The organism is Massilia sp. S19_KUP03_FR1 (assembly GCF_036688685.1).
Classification (GTDB): Bacteria; Pseudomonadota; Gammaproteobacteria; order Burkholderiales; family Burkholderiaceae_D; genus JALYUM01.
Genome location: NZ_JAQQPS010000009.1, coordinates 25,355 through 43,610, shown reverse-complemented (window position 1 = coordinate 43,610; position 18,256 = coordinate 25,355). Strand labels below are relative to the sequence as shown.

The 18,256-nt window shown below is 61.9% G+C and carries 14 protein-coding genes; 5 read left to right on the top strand and 9 right to left on the bottom strand.

The window, feature by feature from the left end:
* Positions 1–232: 232 nt before the first annotated feature.
* The gene (locus V6M87_RS11510) at positions 233–1,183 is read left to right on the top strand and encodes a LysR family transcriptional regulator (protein WP_332876768.1); all 951 of its coding nucleotides are present in this window, start codon (positions 233–235) and stop codon (positions 1,181–1,183) included.
* A 117-nt stretch (positions 1,184–1,300) separates the two neighbouring features.
* Here V6M87_RS11510 and V6M87_RS11505 read toward each other — a convergent pair whose 3' ends face one another.
* The gene (locus V6M87_RS11505; protein WP_332876767.1) at positions 1,301–2,557 is read right to left on the bottom strand and encodes a maltoporin; all 1,257 of its coding nucleotides are present in this window, start codon (positions 2,555–2,557) and stop codon (positions 1,301–1,303) included.
* 615 nt (positions 2,558–3,172) lie between these two features.
* Between V6M87_RS11505 and chvE the strand changes: the two genes are divergently transcribed.
* The 3 genes from chvE (at position 3,173) to mmsB (ending at position 7,064) form a co-directional block, all read left to right on the top strand.
* Positions 3,173–4,234 (top strand): multiple monosaccharide ABC transporter substrate-binding protein, encoded by a 1,062-nt coding sequence (chvE, locus tag V6M87_RS11500; protein WP_442920585.1) that lies wholly within the window; start codon positions 3,173–3,175, stop codon positions 4,232–4,234.
* Positions 4,235–4,297: 63 nt separating this feature from the next.
* Positions 4,298–5,839 (top strand): multiple monosaccharide ABC transporter ATP-binding protein, encoded by a 1,542-nt coding sequence (mmsA, locus tag V6M87_RS11495; protein ID WP_332876765.1) that lies wholly within the window; start codon positions 4,298–4,300, stop codon positions 5,837–5,839.
* Positions 5,832–7,064, top strand: a complete 1,233-nt coding sequence (mmsB, locus tag V6M87_RS11490) for a multiple monosaccharide ABC transporter permease (protein ID WP_332876764.1) — start codon at positions 5,832–5,834, stop codon at positions 7,062–7,064. The genes mmsA and mmsB overlap by 8 nt, the downstream gene beginning before the upstream one ends.
* Before the next feature lie 67 nt (positions 7,065–7,131).
* On the opposite strand, the gene V6M87_RS11485 is transcribed toward mmsB, so the two are convergent.
* The 3 genes from V6M87_RS11485 to V6M87_RS11475 all read right to left on the bottom strand — a co-directional run bounded on the left by V6M87_RS11485 (position 7,132) and on the right by V6M87_RS11475 (position 8,248).
* Complete coding sequence (locus V6M87_RS11485) at positions 7,132–7,578, bottom strand: hypothetical protein (protein ID WP_332876763.1); 447 nt, start codon at positions 7,576–7,578, stop codon at positions 7,132–7,134.
* Between the two features lie 77 nt (positions 7,579–7,655).
* A complete protein-coding gene (locus V6M87_RS11480; protein ID WP_332876762.1) occupies positions 7,656–7,844 on the bottom strand; it encodes a DUF1653 domain-containing protein in 189 nt (62 codons plus the stop codon).
* Positions 7,844–8,248 (bottom strand): hypothetical protein, encoded by a 405-nt coding sequence (locus V6M87_RS11475; RefSeq protein ID WP_332876761.1) that lies wholly within the window; start codon positions 8,246–8,248, stop codon positions 7,844–7,846. The genes V6M87_RS11480 and V6M87_RS11475 overlap by 1 nt, the downstream gene beginning before the upstream one ends.
* 379 nt (positions 8,249–8,627) lie before the next feature.
* On the opposite strand from V6M87_RS11475, the gene xth reads away from it, so the two are divergent.
* On the top strand, positions 8,628–9,392 hold the full coding sequence (xth, locus tag V6M87_RS11470; protein WP_332876760.1) for an exodeoxyribonuclease III: 765 nt from the start codon (positions 8,628–8,630) through the stop codon (positions 9,390–9,392).
* Here the strand turns inward: xth and V6M87_RS11465 are convergent.
* From V6M87_RS11465 to prpB, 5 genes are all read right to left on the bottom strand, one after another.
* Positions 9,362–11,989 (bottom strand): EAL domain-containing protein, encoded by a 2,628-nt coding sequence (locus tag V6M87_RS11465; protein ID WP_332876759.1) that lies wholly within the window; start codon positions 11,987–11,989, stop codon positions 9,362–9,364. The two genes, xth and V6M87_RS11465, sit on opposite strands and share 31 nt — an antisense overlap.
* Positions 11,990–12,099: 110 nt before the next feature.
* A complete protein-coding gene (gene prpF / locus V6M87_RS11460) occupies positions 12,100–13,272 on the bottom strand; it encodes a 2-methylaconitate cis-trans isomerase PrpF (protein ID WP_332876758.1) in 1,173 nt (390 codons plus the stop codon).
* Positions 13,273–13,414: 142 nt separating this feature from the next.
* Complete coding sequence (gene acnD, locus V6M87_RS11455; protein ID WP_332876757.1) at positions 13,415–15,997, bottom strand: Fe/S-dependent 2-methylisocitrate dehydratase AcnD; 2,583 nt, start codon at positions 15,995–15,997, stop codon at positions 13,415–13,417.
* Between the two features lies 1 nt (position 15,998).
* Positions 15,999–17,150 carry a bifunctional 2-methylcitrate synthase/citrate synthase gene (gene prpC, locus V6M87_RS11450; RefSeq protein ID WP_332876756.1) on the bottom strand — a complete coding sequence of 384 codons (1,152 nt, stop codon included), beginning with the start codon at positions 17,148–17,150 and terminating at the stop codon, positions 15,999–16,001.
* A gap of 153 nt (positions 17,151–17,303) precedes the next feature.
* The gene (gene prpB / locus V6M87_RS11445; RefSeq protein WP_332876755.1) at positions 17,304–18,191 is read right to left on the bottom strand and encodes a methylisocitrate lyase; all 888 of its coding nucleotides are present in this window, start codon (positions 18,189–18,191) and stop codon (positions 17,304–17,306) included.
* Positions 18,192–18,256: the final 65 nt, after the last annotated feature.

Sequence of the window (18,256 nt, the reverse complement as noted above, 5' to 3'; positions counted from 1 at the left end):
AACCTGTGCTTGGCGAGACGCCGATGACTCTGGCTGCGGTACTGATCGGTACAGGCTTGTTCATCCGGATAAGACTAGCCAAGTTCAATTAAGTTCCAAGAAACTCTTAAAACTCTATTCCGGCGCGTGGCGGGCAAGACGGCGCAGGATTATTCTGACGGCATGGCGCCGGCCGGTCGTAGCCTCGACGGCAAGCATCCAGAATTGCGCGCCGTGTTACGATGCCCCGACGATGCTTAACACTTCACCTCATACATTTTCGCGGATCCGCCTGAAAATGCGCCAGCTGCTTCTGCTGAACGCACTCGACGAGCAGCGCAACATCCATCGCGCAGCCGCAGCGCTGCACATGACGCAGCCAGCCGCGTCGAAGCAGCTCAAGGAACTGGAAGACCTGCTCAATGTGCGCTTGTTCGAGCGCCTGCCGCACGGCATGCAACCTACCCTGTACGGCAAGACCATGATCCACCAGGCGCGCATGGCGTTGATCAGCCTGTCGCTGGGGCACGAAGACGTGGCCGCGCTGAAATCGGGCCTGACCGGTCAGGTTACCGTGGGTGCGATCATGTCGTCGGCGATGACCCTGCTGCCGCGCGCCATCGCCCGGGTAAAACAGACCACGCCGCTGATGCGTGTCGGGGTCGATTTTGCTACCAGCAATATCCTGCTTGATCGCCTGCGCCGCGGCACGCTCGATTTCCTGATCGCGCGCGTGGGCGAGCGGGACGACAGCGCCGAACTGGCATACGAGGAATTGGCTGACGAGCCGGTGTGTGTGGTGACGCGGCGCGGCCATCCACTCCAGCGTGCCGGTGCCTTGCAGCTGGCCGACATCGCCGGCGCGGCCTGGGTGTTGCCGCCGCCAGGCAGCACGCTACGCCACCGCTGCGATACCATGTTCCACCGCGCCGGACTGGCGCCGCCGGGCAATGTCGTCGAGACCACTGCCCTGCTGCTGACGGTCTCGCTGCTGCTGCAGACCGACAGCGTGCACCTGATGTCGCTTGATATTGCCCGTTACTACGCCGGGCTGGACCTGCTCGCCATCCTGCCGGTCGCTGTGCCGGTGCAGATGGATGGGTTCGGGATTATCACCCGCCGCAATTATCTTCTTTCGCCCAGCGCCACCATCCTGCTGGACGCGGTCCGGGCGGTTGCCGGGGAAATCTACCCAGAACCGTGAAAAAAGGCGTTGCCGCGCTCCGTCCCGGGCGCGGTGCAACGCCAAACGAGAGCCCCTCAGGATCAAAGGCTCTCGGGGACGACTGCCCTCTCAGGCCGCCATTGCCTTGTCAGGCGCTTAAAACCACGTTTCGACCTGGAAGCCGGCCGATGCGCCGCTGGTGTTGTTGTTGTACACCGGGCCGCTGTTGTTGGCAGCGTTGACCGACGCCGTGGCAGCATCGTTCCACTTGCCGTAGCTGACGTAGAGGCGCAGTTCAGGACGGTCGAACAGGCCAGGACCGGCTGAAATGCTCGGTGCCAGCGTGATCTTGGTCAGGCGCTTTGCAGGACCGCCATTCGGCGACGTGACGCGGTCGGTGCCCAGTTCCAGCGCTACTTTGAAGTTCTTGTGCAAGGCGTACACAGGACGCACACCCAGCGTGGTCCAGGTCGACGAGCCGCCGGCGTCGGACTCGTCGCGCTGTGCCAGGGCGACGAGTTCCATGCCGAAGTTGGTCATCGGCTGGATCGCCAGGTCATTGAAGACACGGAAGCGCTTCACGTCCGAACCGGACAGGGTGCTGCCGGAGGAACCCATGCGGGCGTTACCTACGCCGATGCCGCTACCAGGACCGACGCCATACTGCACGCCGAAGGTATTGCCGCCACCCATCACCTTGGCCTGGCGGTGGAACAGCGAAACTTGCCAGCCGTCATGGCGATCGGCCTTGCCCTGGGCGGTGATCACGGTCGCCACCACGTCGAGGGTGCCGTTCAGATTGACCGGGATGTCTTCATAGATGAAGTTCTGGCGGATGGCCGCGCTCGTGTTGGTCACCACGCCGGTATTCGGATCGATGTCGTTGGCATCGTTATCCTTGAAGAAGGCGTAGCTGGCATGACCTGGACCGAGGGCGACGCGGTTGATACCGGCGCCGGTACCGTTCAGGTTGATGTATTGCAGATCGAGCATGTGGATGTCAGGACGCATGTAGTAACGCTTGCCGACCCACGCGGTGCCGCCCTTGAGGAAGTCGATGCCCTTGGCCTCGACGTAGGCTTTGGCAACCTCCACATTGGCGTCGCCGAAATTCGAATTCGGTTTGTAGGCAGCGAACCACACCGTGCCGGTGTAGGTGACGCCCTCGACCGTGGCGAAGTCGCCGGTGTAGCCGCCTTCGAGGTAGGAATCGCACTCATTGCCCAAACGATATTTCATGGTGTTGCCGCCCAGGCCGAAGCAGCTTTGCGGGCCATGGGTGGAACTGGTACCAGCGCCGACCCGTGCGTAGCCGTGAAAGCCTGGGGTGTCGATGCCGGCATCGGCATGGGCGCTGCCGAACGCGAGCGTCAGCGCTGCGGCCATGGACAATTTTTTGAGCAGTTGTTGCATTTCGTCTCCTTGTTTTTTTTAAAAAAAGCGCGGTACTGTTACCGCGATTCGAGCGCAAGGCTCAAATTCGTTGTGGTGCCCGCCTCTCAAGAGCGGGTCACGGCTGGATCGTGGCAAACTTCGGCCGCTGCGCTCCCTTAGCGCAGCGAAAGCCTCGTCGCTGATTCGATCAGGATTGCCATTAAGGCAGTCGTCAAGCGGCACCGGCAGCACAAGCACGCACTGCAGGCGACTGCGGCGAGTTGAACTGCAGTAAATAATTACCAAATCTTAATGAACTGTAAAATACCCTCCTAATCAAAATTTCTTATGACCTCATACTGATTTCGGTATGTCAGGCCTGAACCTCCTGCAAACGAGCACTTTTTCATGCAGATTGCATAATTTATACGCAATTGATCGCAAATCTGTACTATTTCAGTAGAAAAAGAATACAATTTGCAAAAAAATATTTTTGGTATCGGTCGATATCAAAAATTGATTAGGTGAGAGTTGTGTAGACCTTTTACTATTGCCAGCAGCATGACTGCATGTACCTCCCGATGGAGGTGCTGTCGTGCGACTTGGCAGATGCCTTATAAAAAAATCACAATGATCTGGAGACGCAGTATGAAAATGCAAAAATTATTCGCCTTGTTGTTGACGGCCGGCGCCCTAGGTGCGAGTGGCGCGGCGCTGGCGCAGGCCAAGGGCCAGATTGGTATTTCGATGCCGACCAAAGCTTCGGCACGTTGGATCGACGACGGCAACAATATGGTGAAAGTATTCCAGGCCAAGGGCTACAAGGCCGACCTGCAGTACGCAGATGACGATATTCCGAACCAGTTGGCGCAGATCGAAAACATGATCACCAAGGGCGTCAAGGTGCTGGTCATTGCCGCCATCGACGGCACCACCCTGTCGGACGCGCTGCAAAAAGCGCACGACAAGGGCATCAAGGTCATTTCGTACGACCGCCTGATCCGCAATTCAAAAAACGTCGACTACTACGCCACCTTCGATAACTTCCAGGTCGGCGTCCTGCAGGCACAATCGATTGAAAAAGCGCTCAACCTGAGCGCTGGCAAGGGCCCGTTCAACATCGAACTGTTCGGCGGTTCCGGCGACGACAACAATGCCTTTTTCTTCTATGACGGCGCGATGTCGGTCCTGAAGCCGTATATGGACAAAGGCAAGCTGGTGGTGCGCAGCAAACAGCTGGGCATGGCCAAAGTGGCCACCTTGCGCTGGGACGGCGCGGTCGCGCAGTCGCGCATGGACAACCTGCTCAGCGCCAACTACGGCACGGCACGCGTCGACGCGGTACTGTCGCCGTATGACGGTTTGTCGATCGGCATCCTGTCGTCGCTCAAAGGCGTCGGCTACGGCACGCCGAAGATGCCAATGCCAGTGGTCACCGGCCAGGATGCGGAAGTCGCATCGGTCAAGTCGATCCTGCGCGGCGAACAGCGCTCGACCATCTTCAAGGATACGCGCCAACTGGCCAGCGTCACCGCCGAAATGGTTGACGCCATGATGAGCGGCAAGCAAGTAACGGTGAACGATACCAAGACCTACAACAACGGGGTCAAGATCGTGCCGGCCTATCTGCTGAAACCAGTCGTGGTCGATATTTCGAACTGGAAAAAAGTGCTGGTCACCGACAGTGGCTACTACAAAGAGACGCAATTCAAGTAAACAAGTAACGGGCCGCCCTCCCCTGCCCAGGTACGGGGCGGTCCAGATTGTCGAGGTTTAGTTATGGGCGATACCATCCTGGAAATGCGCGGGATCAGGAAGACGTTCCCGGGCGTCATTGCGCTCGACAACGTGAATTTGAAAGTTCGCAGTGGAGAAATCCACGCCATCGTCGGCGAAAACGGCGCTGGCAAATCCACCCTGATGAAAGTACTCAGCGGTGTCTATCCGCACGGCAGCTATAGTGGCGGCATTCATTTCCTGGGCGAGGAACGCCGCTTCAGCGGCATCAGCGACAGCGAAAAACTCGGTATCATCATCATCCACCAGGAACTGGCGCTGGTGCCACAGCTGTCCATTGCAGAGAATATCTTTCTGGGTAACGAGCAAGCCAGCGGCGGCGTCATCGACTGGCACGCGGCGTACGTGCGCACCCGCGCCCTGCTGCAAAAGGTGGGCCTGAAAGAGTCGCCTGACACCATCGTCAGCAAGCTCGGCGTTGGCAAACAGCAGCTGGTTGAAATTGCCAAGGCGCTGTCGAAAGAGGTCAAATTGCTGATCCTCGACGAGCCCACGGCCAGCCTGAACGAGAGCGACAGCGATGCGCTGCTCAAATTGCTGCTGGACCTGAAATCGCAAGGCATCACGGCGATTCTCATTTCCCACAAGCTTAACGAAATTTCACAGGTCGCCGACGCGATTACCGTGCTGCGCGACGGGAATACAGTCGACACCTTCGATTGCCGTGCCCAGCCGATCAGCGAAGACCTGATCATCGCCAACATGGTCGGGCGCGAAATGGCTGACCGCTATCCACCGCGCGTATCGCAGGTGGGCGCCACCATGTTCGAAGTGCGCAACTGGCGCGTGTTCCATCCGGAGCAGAGCGAGCGCGAAGTCATCAAGGGCATCGACCTGCACGTGGGCAAAGGCGAAATTGTCGGCATTGCCGGCCTGATGGGCGCCGGCCGCACCGAGCTGGCGATGAGCCTGTTCGGTCGTTCGTACGGCCGCAAAATCAGCGGTAGCGTGTTCAAGGACGGCGTCGAAATCGATGTCAGCAGCGTGCAGAAAGCCATCAAGCACGGCATTGCGTATGTCACCGAAGACCGCAAGGCGCTCGGCCTGGTGCTGGACGAAGACATCAAGAAAAATGTCAGCATGGCCAATTTGAAGGGCGTGTCCGACCACCTGGTGATCGACGAGCAGCGCGAGGCTGCAGTTGCCGCCGACTACCGCAGCAAACTGAAAATCCGCTGTTCCGGCGTGCTGCAGAAAGTGCTCAACCTGTCCGGTGGCAACCAGCAAAAAGTGGTGCTGGCGAAATGGCTGTTTTCGCGGCCCGACCTGCTGATCCTGGATGAACCGAGCCGCGGCATCGACGTCGGCGCCAAATATGAAATCTACAGCATCATCAACGAACTGGCGGCGGAAGGAAAAGGCATTCTGATGATTTCGTCGGAAATGCCGGAACTGCTGGGAATGTGCGACCGCATCTATGTCATGAACGAAGGCAAATGGGTGGCGCAATTCACGCAAGCGGAAGCGACACAGGAAAAGATCATGCGAGCAATTGTAAAGAATGGAGAAGTGGTTTATGGGTAAGAATGAAAACGTGCGCGTGCCGGCACTGCAAGCAGTCGGGGACGTGACGCCACCGCAAGCACCAGCGCAGCGCAGCCACGCCGCCTTCATCAAGGAACACGTGCGCGATTACGGGATGCTGCTGTCGCTGGTGGCGATCATGGCCTTCTTCCAGTACATGACCGACGGCACCCTGATGCAGCCGCTCAATCTCACCAACCTGATCCTGCAAAACAGCTACGTCGTCATCATGGCGCTGGGCATGCTGATGGTGATCGTGGCCGGTCACATCGACCTGTCGGTGGGTTCGGTGGTCGGTTTCATCGGCGCACTGGCAGCCGTGCTGATCGTCAACTTCGACATGAATTTCGTCAGTGCCGGCCTGATCTGCCTGGCTGCCGGCGGCCTGATTGGCGGCGCCCAGGGCTATTTCGTGGCGTTCTTTAAAATCCCGTCGTTCATCGTCACGCTGGCCGGCATGCTGGTCTTCAAGGGCCTGACGCTGGCGCTGCTGCAGGGCCAGTCGGTCGGTCCCTTCCCGGGCGGCTTTCAACGCTTGAGCTCGGGCTTCATCCCCGATCCGATCGCCGCTGGCGACCTGCGCTACACCTCGCTTCTGGTCGGCGTGCTGCTGGTCGCTGCCTTCCTGTTCGTCAACGTGCGCAGCCGCGCCAAGCAGGTCAAGCACGGCATGGCGGACGAGCCACTGGCCTTTTTCATCACCAGGAACGCCGTACTGGCGGCCGCCATCGTCTACCTGAGCTACCTGCTGGCCTCGTACCGCGGTATGCCGAACGTCCTGATCGTGATGGCAGTCCTGATCGTCGTCTACAGTTTTGTGGCGAACCGCACCGTGATCGGGCGGCGCGTGTATGCAGTCGGCGGTAACGAAAAGGCCAGCAAGCTGTCCGGCATCAAGACCGAGCGCGTCACGTTTTACACCTTCGTGAATATGGGCGTGCTGGCGGCGCTGGCTGGCCTGATCTTCGCCGCGCGCCTGAATACCGCCACGCCGAAAGCCGGCACCGGCTTCGAGCTGGACGTGATCGCAGCCTGCTTCATTGGCGGCGCTTCGGCGTCGGGTGGTGTGGGCAAGGTCATGGGTGCTGTGATCGGCGCCTTCGTGATGGGCGTCATGAACAACGGCATGTCGATCATGGGCATCGGGATCGATTACCAGCAGGTCATCAAGGGGCTGGTGTTGCTCGCTGCGGTGTTCTTCGACGTGTACAACAAGAACAAATAAAACAGCACCACGTAAAAAAGCGCCGCATGCGGCGCTTTTTTTTATCGGTCGTGCACAAGCGTAGGGATCACCACACCACATTCTCCGGGCCGGCCAATTGCTGATGCGCCACCGCCTGCGGCCTGGACATCAGCACCGTCACATTCTCGGGATACGCAAACCCGGCGCCCGAGTGGCGGTCGATCAGGTAGCCCACACCCACCGTCGTCACCACATTGCCCACCATGTCCATCGCCGCGTAGCGTGAATTGAACTGTTCGCGCGCCGTGCCCTCACCTGGCTTGCTGCAGTGAACCGCCAGGGCACTGGTGCTGGTCGTGACCATCACGCGGCCCGGCGCGGTGGTGAACCAGCGCCCCACATCATTCGACAGCACGCAGCCGACCCCGCCGATTTCGCGGTTCTCGCTGATAACGTGAACGGTCAGGAGTTGTTGATTCGACGCGCTGATGGTGGCGCAGCCGCCCAGGGCAGCGAGCAGGGCCAACGAAACGACGGAAGGAAAGGAAGCCATGGCGTGATCCGGGGTTGTTCTCCTGCCTGTTTACGGCAGAAAACCCGGGATCATGAGGGACATGGCGAGCGCTGCGCTCAGGAGAGCGGCGCGAAACGCGGCGTCTGCACACCATCGACGTCGATATCCTGGAAAAATACATCGCGCGGACGTATCCAGACCGAGCCGTCGGCAGCCTTGTATACGACCATCGGTGTGAGGTCCGCTTCCAGCGTCGCCTCACACACGAAGTCGTAAATGCCACCTTTATAGTGGCGGTATTGCATCAGCCTTCGCTGCCGGCCGTGGCCATCGCCTTTTGCTTCTTCTTCAGGCTCTGGATCACTTTCAGCAAACCTTCGATGCCGGCGTTTTCATCGAGTTCGCTGAATGCATCGAGGACCTCGTTGAGCACGCTGTTGCGGACTGCCGCTTCATCGGCGACACTCGGGTCGGGACGCACGCTGGCGCGGACCGGCTCCGGCGGACGCACGGCAGGCCTGGCGGCCACGGCGGGTGCGGCGACAGCCGGCTTGGTCGCGTCACTTGCCTGCTGGCCATGTGCCAGTGCAGCTTGCCAGATCACCCAGCGGCGCTGGGTCTCGTAGACCAGGTATTCCTCGGGTTTGTCTTCACGGCGGCGAACGATGTGGCCGTCGCGTTGGGCCCAAGCTTCAAATGCGTTACGCATTTCTATCCTTTTCATGAATATACGTGGTGTGGAACGATTACTATGCAAACTGCAACATTTCTTGATAGTACCACCGTTCCCACCGGATGATCGTTAACTTGCAAGCAACATAGTTGACTGTTGCTACAAACTGACGATTGATCGTGTTGTCAAACGCTATCTCACCACTAGCGACAGAACAATGAACGTTATGTGAGCGCAATTTTATATTACTTAAAGGTAATAAAGGTGTTTGTAACGCATTTTTATACTTGTTACATATTGAAACTACTTCATCTAAAAACTTACACCACTTGTACATACCGCGCAACAAAAATGCGTTATTCCCACCATTTGCTTATCATTACTACAATTACTATCTCGCACAGTCGATACAAAAATGAAAATTGCCACCTGGAACGTTAATTCTCTCAAAGTCCGCCTGCCCCATTTATTGGCATGGTTGGCGAACAATCCCGTCGACGTTATATGCCTTCAGGAAACGAAGTTGACCGATGATAAATTTCCGGTCGCCGAATTGAACGCGGTCGGTTACGAGGTCGTGTTTTCTGGCCAGAAAACTTACAACGGCGTCGCCATCCTGTCGAAATTGCCTGTCACCGACGTCCAGAAGAACAATCCGCTGTTCGATGACCCGCAACAGCGCATCCTCGCCGCCACCATTGGCGGCATGCGCATCGTGTGCGCATACGTGCCGAACGGCCAGGCCGTCGACTCCGACAAGTACATCTACAAGATGGCCTGGCTGGCCGCCTTCCGCGACTGGCTGGCGACTGAGCTGGTGCTGCATCCGCAACTGGCCGTGCTGGGCGACTACAACATCGCACCGGAAGACCGCGACGTGCACGATCCGGTCGAATGGGAAGGCGGCGTGCACGTCTCGCCGGCCGAACGCGCGGCGCTGGCGAGCTTGTCGGCACTGGGCTTGCAGGATGCGTTCCGGCTGTTCGAGCAGCCCGAGAAATCCTACAGCTGGTGGGATTACCGGATGATGGGATTCCGGCGCAACCGAGGGCTGCGCATCGACCATATCCTGCTCTCACCGGCCCTCGCCGCGGCCTGTACCGCCTGCACCATCGACCGCGAGCCGCGCAAATGGGAGCAACCGTCGGATCACACGCCGGTGGTGGCCACACTCACCTGACCCACGTCGTGCGCGCGCAGGCGGGGACCCATCGCACGACCATGCGCTAAAGCAGACTTGCTGGAACGCTCATTCAGGGCGCCAGCACGCTCCAACAATTTCTGCGTCGCCGCGGCGTCTACCGGCTTCGAAAACAGATACCCCTGCACCAACTGGCAACCCTGTTCACGCAGCAGCGCGAACTGGGCTTCAGTCTCGACGCCCTCGGCCACCACCGCCAGCTGCAGGCTGCCCGACAAGGCGACGATTGCCGCCACGATGGCGCGGTCTTCGCTGCTGGTCTCCAGGTCGCGCACGAAGGCGCGGTCGATTTTAAGCGTATGCACCGGGAAGCGCTTCAGGTAGGCCAGGCTGGAGTAACCCGTGCCGAAATCGTCGATCGACAGCTTGACCCCCATCTGCGCGATCTGGCTCAGGATTTCCAGGGTCTGGGCGCCGTGCTCCATCAACGCGGTCTCGGTAATCTCGCACTCAAGCAGCGCCGGGTCGATCCCGGTGTCGCTAACGATGGCCTGCATGGCATCGACCAGGCCACGATGCATGAACTGGCGCGCCGACAGGTTGACCGCGATCGGCACAGCCGGCAAGCCGGCCCGCTGCCAGGCCATGCTTTGCTCGCAGGCGCGCCGCATCACCCACTCCCCCACCGGTACGATCATGCCGTTTTCTTCCAGGATAGGGATGAACTCATCGGGCAGCATGAGGCCGTGAACGGGGCGGCGCCAGCGCAGCAGCACCTCGAGCGCAGCGAGGCGGCGCGTGGCCGTCTTGAACAGCGGCTGGTAGAACAGTTCGAATTCACCGCGCGCCAGTGCACCGCGCAAGCTGCTCTCCAGTTCGAAGTGGCGCGCTGCGGCCTGGTTCATGTGCGCCGTGAAGAACTGATAATTATTGCGCCCCGCCGCCTTGGCTGCATACATTGCAGCATCGGCGTGGCGCATCAGCGTGTCGACATCCACGCCGTCGTCCGGGTACAGGCAAATCCCGATCGACGGCGAGATGTGCAGCGTGCGTCCCTCGATCAGGAACGGCGCCGCCAGTGCTGCGATGATCTTGTCGCCCACCGCGGCGCACTCGCCGTTGCCGCGCACGCCAGGCGCGACCACCACGAATTCGTCGCCGCCCAGGCGCGCCACCGTGTCGCTCGAGCGCACCGCACCGACCAGGCGCTGCGCCACCTCCTTGAGCAGAGTGTCGCCGGTCATATGGCCGAGCGAGTCGTTGATGTTCTTGAAGCGGTCGAGGTCGAGGAACATCACGGCCAGCTGGCGCTGCCCACGCCTGGCCATGGCCATGGCGCGCTCGAGCCGGTCGGCCAGCAGCGCCCGATTCGGCAAACCGGTCAGCGCATCGTAATACGCCATATTGTGGACGCGCGCCTGCGCCGTGCGCCGTTCGGCAATCTCCGCTTCCAGCAGCGCATTCGCGCCGGCCAGCTCCGCCGTACGCGCCAGCACCCGCACTTCGAGCTCATCGCGCGCGCGGCGCACCGCATCGGCCGCTTCGACCCGCTCGGTGACATCGTCGACCATCCAGACGCTACGCCCGCGCGGGTGCTGCGGATCAAACGGGCGCCCGGACAAACGGCCCCAGAAGCGGCTGCCGTCGCGCCGCGCCAGCTGGTATTCCGCCTTGTGCACGCGCCCTGCGGCGAAATCGCGCGCGGTGGCGTCGCGCGCGACCAGCCAGGTGGCGTCATCGGCGTACAAGGAGCGCACCGTGACGCTGGGTGTCGGGTCGCCCGGCGCCGGCGCCGGGTAGCCGAACAGTTCGCTCATGCGCGCGTTGGCATGCAGCGTGCAGCCGTTTTCCACCACCGCGATGCCCAGCACGGCGTTGTCGAGGATGGCCTGGTTTTGCATCAGCGCCTCCTTCAGCGCCTCTTCGTCGCGCTTCTGGCGGGTGCGGTCCTCGATGATCCAGACCGTGCCCTGATCCACTTCACCGGGCACCACCAGGTAGCCGATCACCTGCACCCAGAGGCAGACGCCATCGCTGCGCACCATCGCGGTTTCGCCATGAAAGGACTGCCCCTGGAACAGCGCCGGATAGGCCGCCGCGCCAATCCGGTCGTAGGTCGCATCGTCGTGGTACAGCAGGCGCGCCGGCATCGCGACGGCTGCCGCCTCCGGATAGCCGAACATCCGGGCGAACCCGCTGTTCGAGCGCCGGATCACGCGGTCCTTGGTGAACAGGATGCTGACCGACGGATTGGTCATGATGGCCTGCACCTCGGTCAGCACGCGCCGTTCGTCGCTGATGTCTTCGACGATCCAGATAGCGCCGGCGGCGCTGGCATGCGGGTCGATCGGGCGGGCCCGGATGCGGGCCCAGAACGGCGTGCCGTCGGCCCGCCGCACAGCGTATTCGGCCGGGTCGAACGGCAGCCCGGCGGCGCACTGGCGCAGCATATCGGCCGCCGCACCGTCCTGCAGAATATCGCGCAGGGCGCGGCCGACAAGCGACATACCAAACAGCGCCGCGAGTTCCGGGTTGGCGGCGAACACGATGCCGCCGGCACTGCACGCGCACGCCGGCATGCCGATCAGCTGCAGCGCTGCGGCCACCACGTCCGCCTTGTTTGACACTCGATCCATGTTCCGTTTATCCCCATGCTGCAGTCTCAAGCGGACTGCATGTCGGGGTGGATAATAAACAAGTTATTAAAAAAGCACCAGCACTCTCAGTTACATAATTGGTTACAGCGTCATCCCGGCACCCGTACCCAGCCTTCCATCAGCACGCGCGCGCTGCGGCTCATAACGGCTTTGGTCACGCTCCAGGCGCCGTTCGCCTGCAGCGCGGCCGCGCCCACGCGCAAAGTGCCGGACGGGTGGCCGAAGCGCACTGCCTCGCGTGCGCCGCCCGCCGCCAGGCTGACCAGCGTGCCCGGAATGGCGGCCGCCGCGCCGATGGCCACGGCCGCCGTCCCCATCATCGCGTGGTGCAGCTTCCCCATCGACATGGCGCGCACCAGCAGGTCGATGTCGTTTGCTGCCACCTGCTTCCCGCTGGCGGCCGTGTAGCCCGCCGGCGGCGCGACGAAGGCCAGCTTCGGCGTGTGCTGGCGTTGCGCGGCCTGGTCGACGTGATCGATCAGGCCCATGCGCACGGCGCCGTGCGCGCGGATGGCCTCGAGGCGCGCCAGCGCCTGCGGGTTGCCGTTGATGGCGTCCTGCAGTTCGGCCCCGGTGTAGCCGAGGTCTGCGGCGTTGAGAAAAATGGTGGGAATGCCGGCGTTGATCATGGTCGCCGCGAAGCGACCGATGCCGGGCACGTCGAGCAGGTCGACCAGCTGGCCGGTGGGGAACATCGCGCCAGCGCCACCCTCTTCATCGGCGGACGGATCCATGAATTCGAGCTGCACCTCGGCGGCCGGGAAGGTCACGCCATCGAGTTCGAAGTCGCCGGTTTCCTGGACTGCGCCAGCGCGCATGGGGACGTGGGCGAGGATGGTTTTGCCGATATTGGCTTGCCAGATGCGCACCAGCGCCTTGCCGTCGGCCGGCACGGTGGCGACCATGCCGCTGGCGATCGCGAACGACCCGACCGCCGCCGACAGGTTGCCGCAATTGCCGCTCCAGTCCACAAAAGGTTGATCGATGGCGACCTGGCCGAACAGGTAGTCGACGTCGTGACCGGGACGGCTGGACGGGGCCAGGATCACCGTCTTGCTGGTGCTCGAGGTGGCGCCACCCATGCCGTCGATCTGCTTGCCGTAGGGGTCGGGGCTGCCGATGACGCGCAGCAGAAGCTGGTCGCGCGCCTCACCGGGAACCTGGGCGGCGCGCGGCAGGTCTTGCAGGCGGAAGAAGACGCCTTTGCTGGTGCCGCCGCGCATGTAGGTGGCGGGGATTTTGATTTGGGGGGAGTGGGACACGGATTCTTCCTTTTGCTAACGTCATCCCGGCGAAAGCCGGGATCCATACTGAGCGTGCTACATAGGTAAAGCACATTGAGCACGGGCCCCGGCGTGCGCCGGGGTGACGGTTTTTAGGGTAACAATGTGAACAACGCTGTCGTCACGCCGCTTGTTTCGACGACGCCAGAAAGTCCTGCGCAAAACGCTGCAGCACGCCGCCGGCCTCGTAGATCGACACTTCCTCGGCCGTATCGAGGCGGCATTTGACCGGCACCTCGACCCGTTCACCCGAGCACCGGTTCAGCACCAGCGTCAGCACCGCACCCGGCGTGCGATCGCCGACGACATCGAAGGTCTCGGTGCCATCGATCGCCAAGGTGATGCGATTCGTGCCTGGCATGAATTCCAGCGGCAGCACGCCCATCCCCACCAAATTGGTGCGGTGGATACGCTCGAACCCTTCGGCCGCAATCGCCTCCACGCCGGCCAGGCGCACGCCCTTCGCGGCCCAGTCGCGCGACGAACCCTGGCCATAATCGGCCCCGGCGATGATGATCAAGGGCTGCTTGCGCGCCATATAGGTCTCGATGGCTTCCCACATGCGCATGACCGTCCCTTCCGGCTCCACGCGTGCCAACGAGCCAGTTGGCCCCGCCATCTCGTTTTTCAGCGTCGGGTTGGCGAAGGTCGCGCGCTGCGCCGTCAAATGGTCGCCGCGGTGGGTGGCGTAGGAATTGAAGTCTTCTTCCGGCAGACCCATCTTGTGCAGGTATTCGCCCGCCGCGCTGTCCATCATGATGGCGTTCGACGGCGACAGATGATCGGTGGTGATGTTGTCGCCCAGGACCGCCAGCGGCCGCATGCCGCTCAAGCTGCGCGCGCCGGCCAGCGCGCCTTCCCAGTACGGAGGACGGCGGATGTAGGTGCTCTGCGGGCGCCACGCGTACAGTGGCGCGACCTTATCAAGCTTGTCGGCCTGGATCGCGAACATCGGCGTGTAGACCTTGCGGAACTGCTCCGGCTTGACGCTGGCCGCGACCATCGCATCGATCTCGTCGTCGCCCGGCCAGATGTCGGCCAGGCGAATCTCGTTGCCTTGCGCGTCAAGGCCCAGCACATCCTTTTCGATGTCGAAGCGAATCGTGCCGGCGATCGCGTAGGCCACCACCAGCGGCGGCGAGGCCAGGAAAGCCTGCTTCGCGTATGGGTGGATGCGGCCGTCGAAATTGCGGTTACCCGACAGGACCGCGGTCGCATACAAATCGCGCGCGACCACTTCCTGCTGGATGACCGGGTCGAGCGCGCCGCTCATGCCGTTACAGGTGGTGCAGGCAAAGGCGACCACGCCGAAGCCCAGCGTTTCGAGCTCGGTCAGCAGTCCTGCTTCTTCCAGGTACAGCGCCACGGTTTTTGAGCCGGGCGCGAGCGAACTTTTCACCCAAGGCTTGCGGGTCAGACCGATCCGGTTGGCGTTGCGCGCAATCAGGCCCGCCGCGATCATGTTGCGCGGATTGTTCGTGTTGGTGCAGCTGGTAATGGCGGCGATGATGACGGCGCCATCGGGCATCAGGCCCGGCTCGTTTTCGACCACCCCACTGATGCCGCGCGCGGCCAGCTCCGAGGTCGGCACGCGCTTGTGCGGATTGGACGGACCGGCGATATTGCGCACCACCGTCGACAGGTCGAATTGCAGCGTGCGCTCGTACTGCGCGCCTTTCAGGCTGTCGGCCCACAGGCCGGTGTGTTTCGCGTACAGCTCGACCAGCTTGACCTGCGCGTCTTCGCGCCCGGTCAGCGTCAGGTACTTGATGGTCTGCTCGTCGATGTAGAACATGGCGGCGGTGGAGCCGTATTCGGGCGCCATGTTCGAAATCGTCGCGCGGTCGCCCAGCGTCAGGTGGGCCGCACCTTCGCCAAAAAACTCCAGCCAGGCCGATACCACTTTCGCGTTGCGCAAAAATTCGGTCAGCGCCAGCACGGTGTCGGTAGCGGTGATGCCGGGTCCCGGTTTGCCGCGCAGCTCAACGCCGATGATGTCGGGCAGGCGCATGTACGACGCGCGACCCAGCATCACGCTCTCCGCTTCCAGTCCGCCCACGCCGATAGCGATCACGCCCAGCGCGTCGACCATCGGCGTGTGCGAATCGGTGCCGACCAGGGTATCCGGAAAGGCGACGCCGTCGACCACCTGCACCACCGGGCTCATGCGCTCGAGGTTAATCTGGTGCAGGATGCCATTCCCCGGCGGGATCACGTCGACGTTGCGGAACGCCTTCTTGGTCCAGTCGATGAAGTGAAAGCGGTCGTCGTTGCGGCGGTCTTCCACGGCGCGGTTCTTTTCAAACGCGTCCGGGTCGAAGCCACCGAATTCGACCGCCAGCGAATGGTCGACCACCAGCTGGGTCGGCACCACCGGATTGACCAGCGCCGGGTCGCCGCCTTCCGCCGCGATGGCGTCGCGCAGGCCGGCCAGGTCCACCAGCGCGGTCTGGCCCAGGATGTCGTGGCAAACCACGCGCGCCGGGAACCATGGGAAGTCGAGGTCGCGCTTGCGGTACACCAGCTGTTCCAGAGAGGCGATCAAGGTAACGGGGTCACAGCGGCGCACCAGGTTCTCGGCCAGCACGCGCGAAACGTAGGGCAGCCTGTCCCAGGCGCCGGCTTCGATGCCGTCGATCACGGCGCGGGCGTCGAAGAAATCGAGCGCGGTGCCGGGCAAATTCTTGCGGTGTGCAGTGTTCATTTTATGGCCGTTCAGCGAGGGGAACGAAGGCGAGATCTTCCGGTCCGACGTAGTTGGCGCTCGGGCGGATGATCTTGTTGTCGATGCGTTGCTCGATCACGTGCGCCGACCAGCCGGCCGTGCGCGCGATGACGAACAGCGGGGTGAACATGGCTGTCGGCACACCCATCATGTGGTACGACACGGCCGAGAACCAGTCCAGGTTCGGGAACATTTTTTTGACTTCCCACATCACCGTCTCGAGGCGCTCGGCGATGTCGAACATTTTCATGGAGCCGCCGTCCGCCGACAGCTCACGCGCCACTTCCTTGATGACGACATTGCGCGGGTCGGACACGGTATAGACTGGGTGACCGAAGCCGATCACGACTTCCTTGTTGGCGACGCGGTTGCGGATGTCGGCTTCGGCTTCGTCCGGATTTTCGTAGCGCTTCTGGATTTCCAGCGCCACTTCATTGGCGCCACCATGCTTCGGTCCGCGCAGCGCGCCGATCGCGCCGGTGATGGCCGAGTGGATATCGGAACCGGTGCCGGCGATGACGCGCGCCGCGAAGGTGGACGCGTTGAATTCATGTTCGGCATACAGGATCAGCGAGGTGTGCATCGCCTGGACCCAGTTCTCGGGCGGCTTGTGGCCATGCAGCATGTGCAGGAAGTGGCCGCCGATGGAGTCGTCATCAAGCTGGGTCTCGATGCGCTTGCCGTTGTGGCTGAAGTGGTACCAGTACAGCAGCATCGAGCCGAAGGAGGCCATCAGGCGGTCGGCGATGTCGCGCGCGCCGGGGACGCTATGGTCGTCCTTCTCAGGCAGCACGCAGCCCAGGCTTGATACGCCAGTGCGCATCACGTCCATCGGATGACTGGCGGCGGGCAGCGCTTCCAGCGCCAGTTTCACCGCCTCGGGTAAACCGCGCAGGGAGCGCAGTTTGGCCTTGTAGCCGCGCAGTTCGCCGTCGTTCGGCAGTTTGCCGTGCACCAGCAGGTAGGCGATTTCTTCGAATTCGCAGCGGTCGGCGATGTCGAGGATGTCGTAGCCGCGGTAGTGCAGGTCGTTGCCTGTCTTGCCGACCGAACAGAGGGCCGTGTTACCGGCGGTGACGCCGGACAGGGCGACGGATTTTTTTGGTTTGAAGGGGGTGGCTGCGTCGTTCATGGTAATCCTGAATTTGTGTGGTTACCGTCATCCCGGGGCACGCCGGGATCCATGCTGAGGATCCGAAGTCCTCGACGTTGCGGCTTACGCTGACGGGTTATGGGTCCCGGCCTTCGCCGGGATGACGTTAAATAAGGTGGTGTGATGCCGGCGTTACGATTTCTTCTGCGCCGCGAACAGCGCATCGAGATGCTGCTCGAACGCGTGGTAGCCGATGCTCTCGTACAGTTCCATGCGGGTCTGCATGGTGTCGAGCACGTTCTGCTGCGTGCCATCGCGGCGGATCGCCGTGTACACGTTCTCGGCCGCCTTGTTCATCGCGCGAAATGCCGACAGCGGATACAGCACCAGTCCCACATCGGCACCCTTCAGTTCCTCGGTCGTGAACAGCGGCGTGGCACCGAACTCGGTGATATTGGCCAGCACCGGCACACCCACCGCTTTGGCGAACTGCGCATACATCGACAACTCGGTGATCGCTTCCGGAAAAATCATGTCGGCACCCGCCTCGATGCAGGCCACGGCGCGCTCGATAGCGGCGTCCAGGCCTTCGACGGCCAGCGCATCGGTGCGCGCCATGATGACGAAGTCGTCGTCGGTGCGGGCATCGACTGCCGCCTTGATGCGGTCAACCATCTCCTGCTTGCTGACGATTTCCTTGCCCGGCCGGTGGCCGCAACGCTTGGCGCCAACCTGGTCTTCGATGTGCATCGCGGCCGCGCCGGACTTGATCATCGACTTGACGGTGCGCGCGACATTGAACGCCGACGAACCGAAGCCGGTATCGACATCCACCAGCAGCGGCAGGTCGCACACATCGGTAATACGGCGCACGTCGGTGAGCACATCGTCCAGGTTCGAAATGCCCAGGTCGGGTAAACCAAGCGAACCGGCCGATACGCCGCCGCCGGACAGGTAGATCGCCCTGAACCCGGCCCGCTTGGCCAGCAGTGCGTGGTTGGCATTGATGGCGCCGACCACCTGCAAGGGCGACTCTTCCTGGACAGCGCGGCGAAACAGTGCGCCGGGGGATTGTTTCATGGGTGTACTCCTGTAAAGGCGATCGATAACGGCAGCATTGCAAGCGCCGTGCCAGTCTCCGCGCA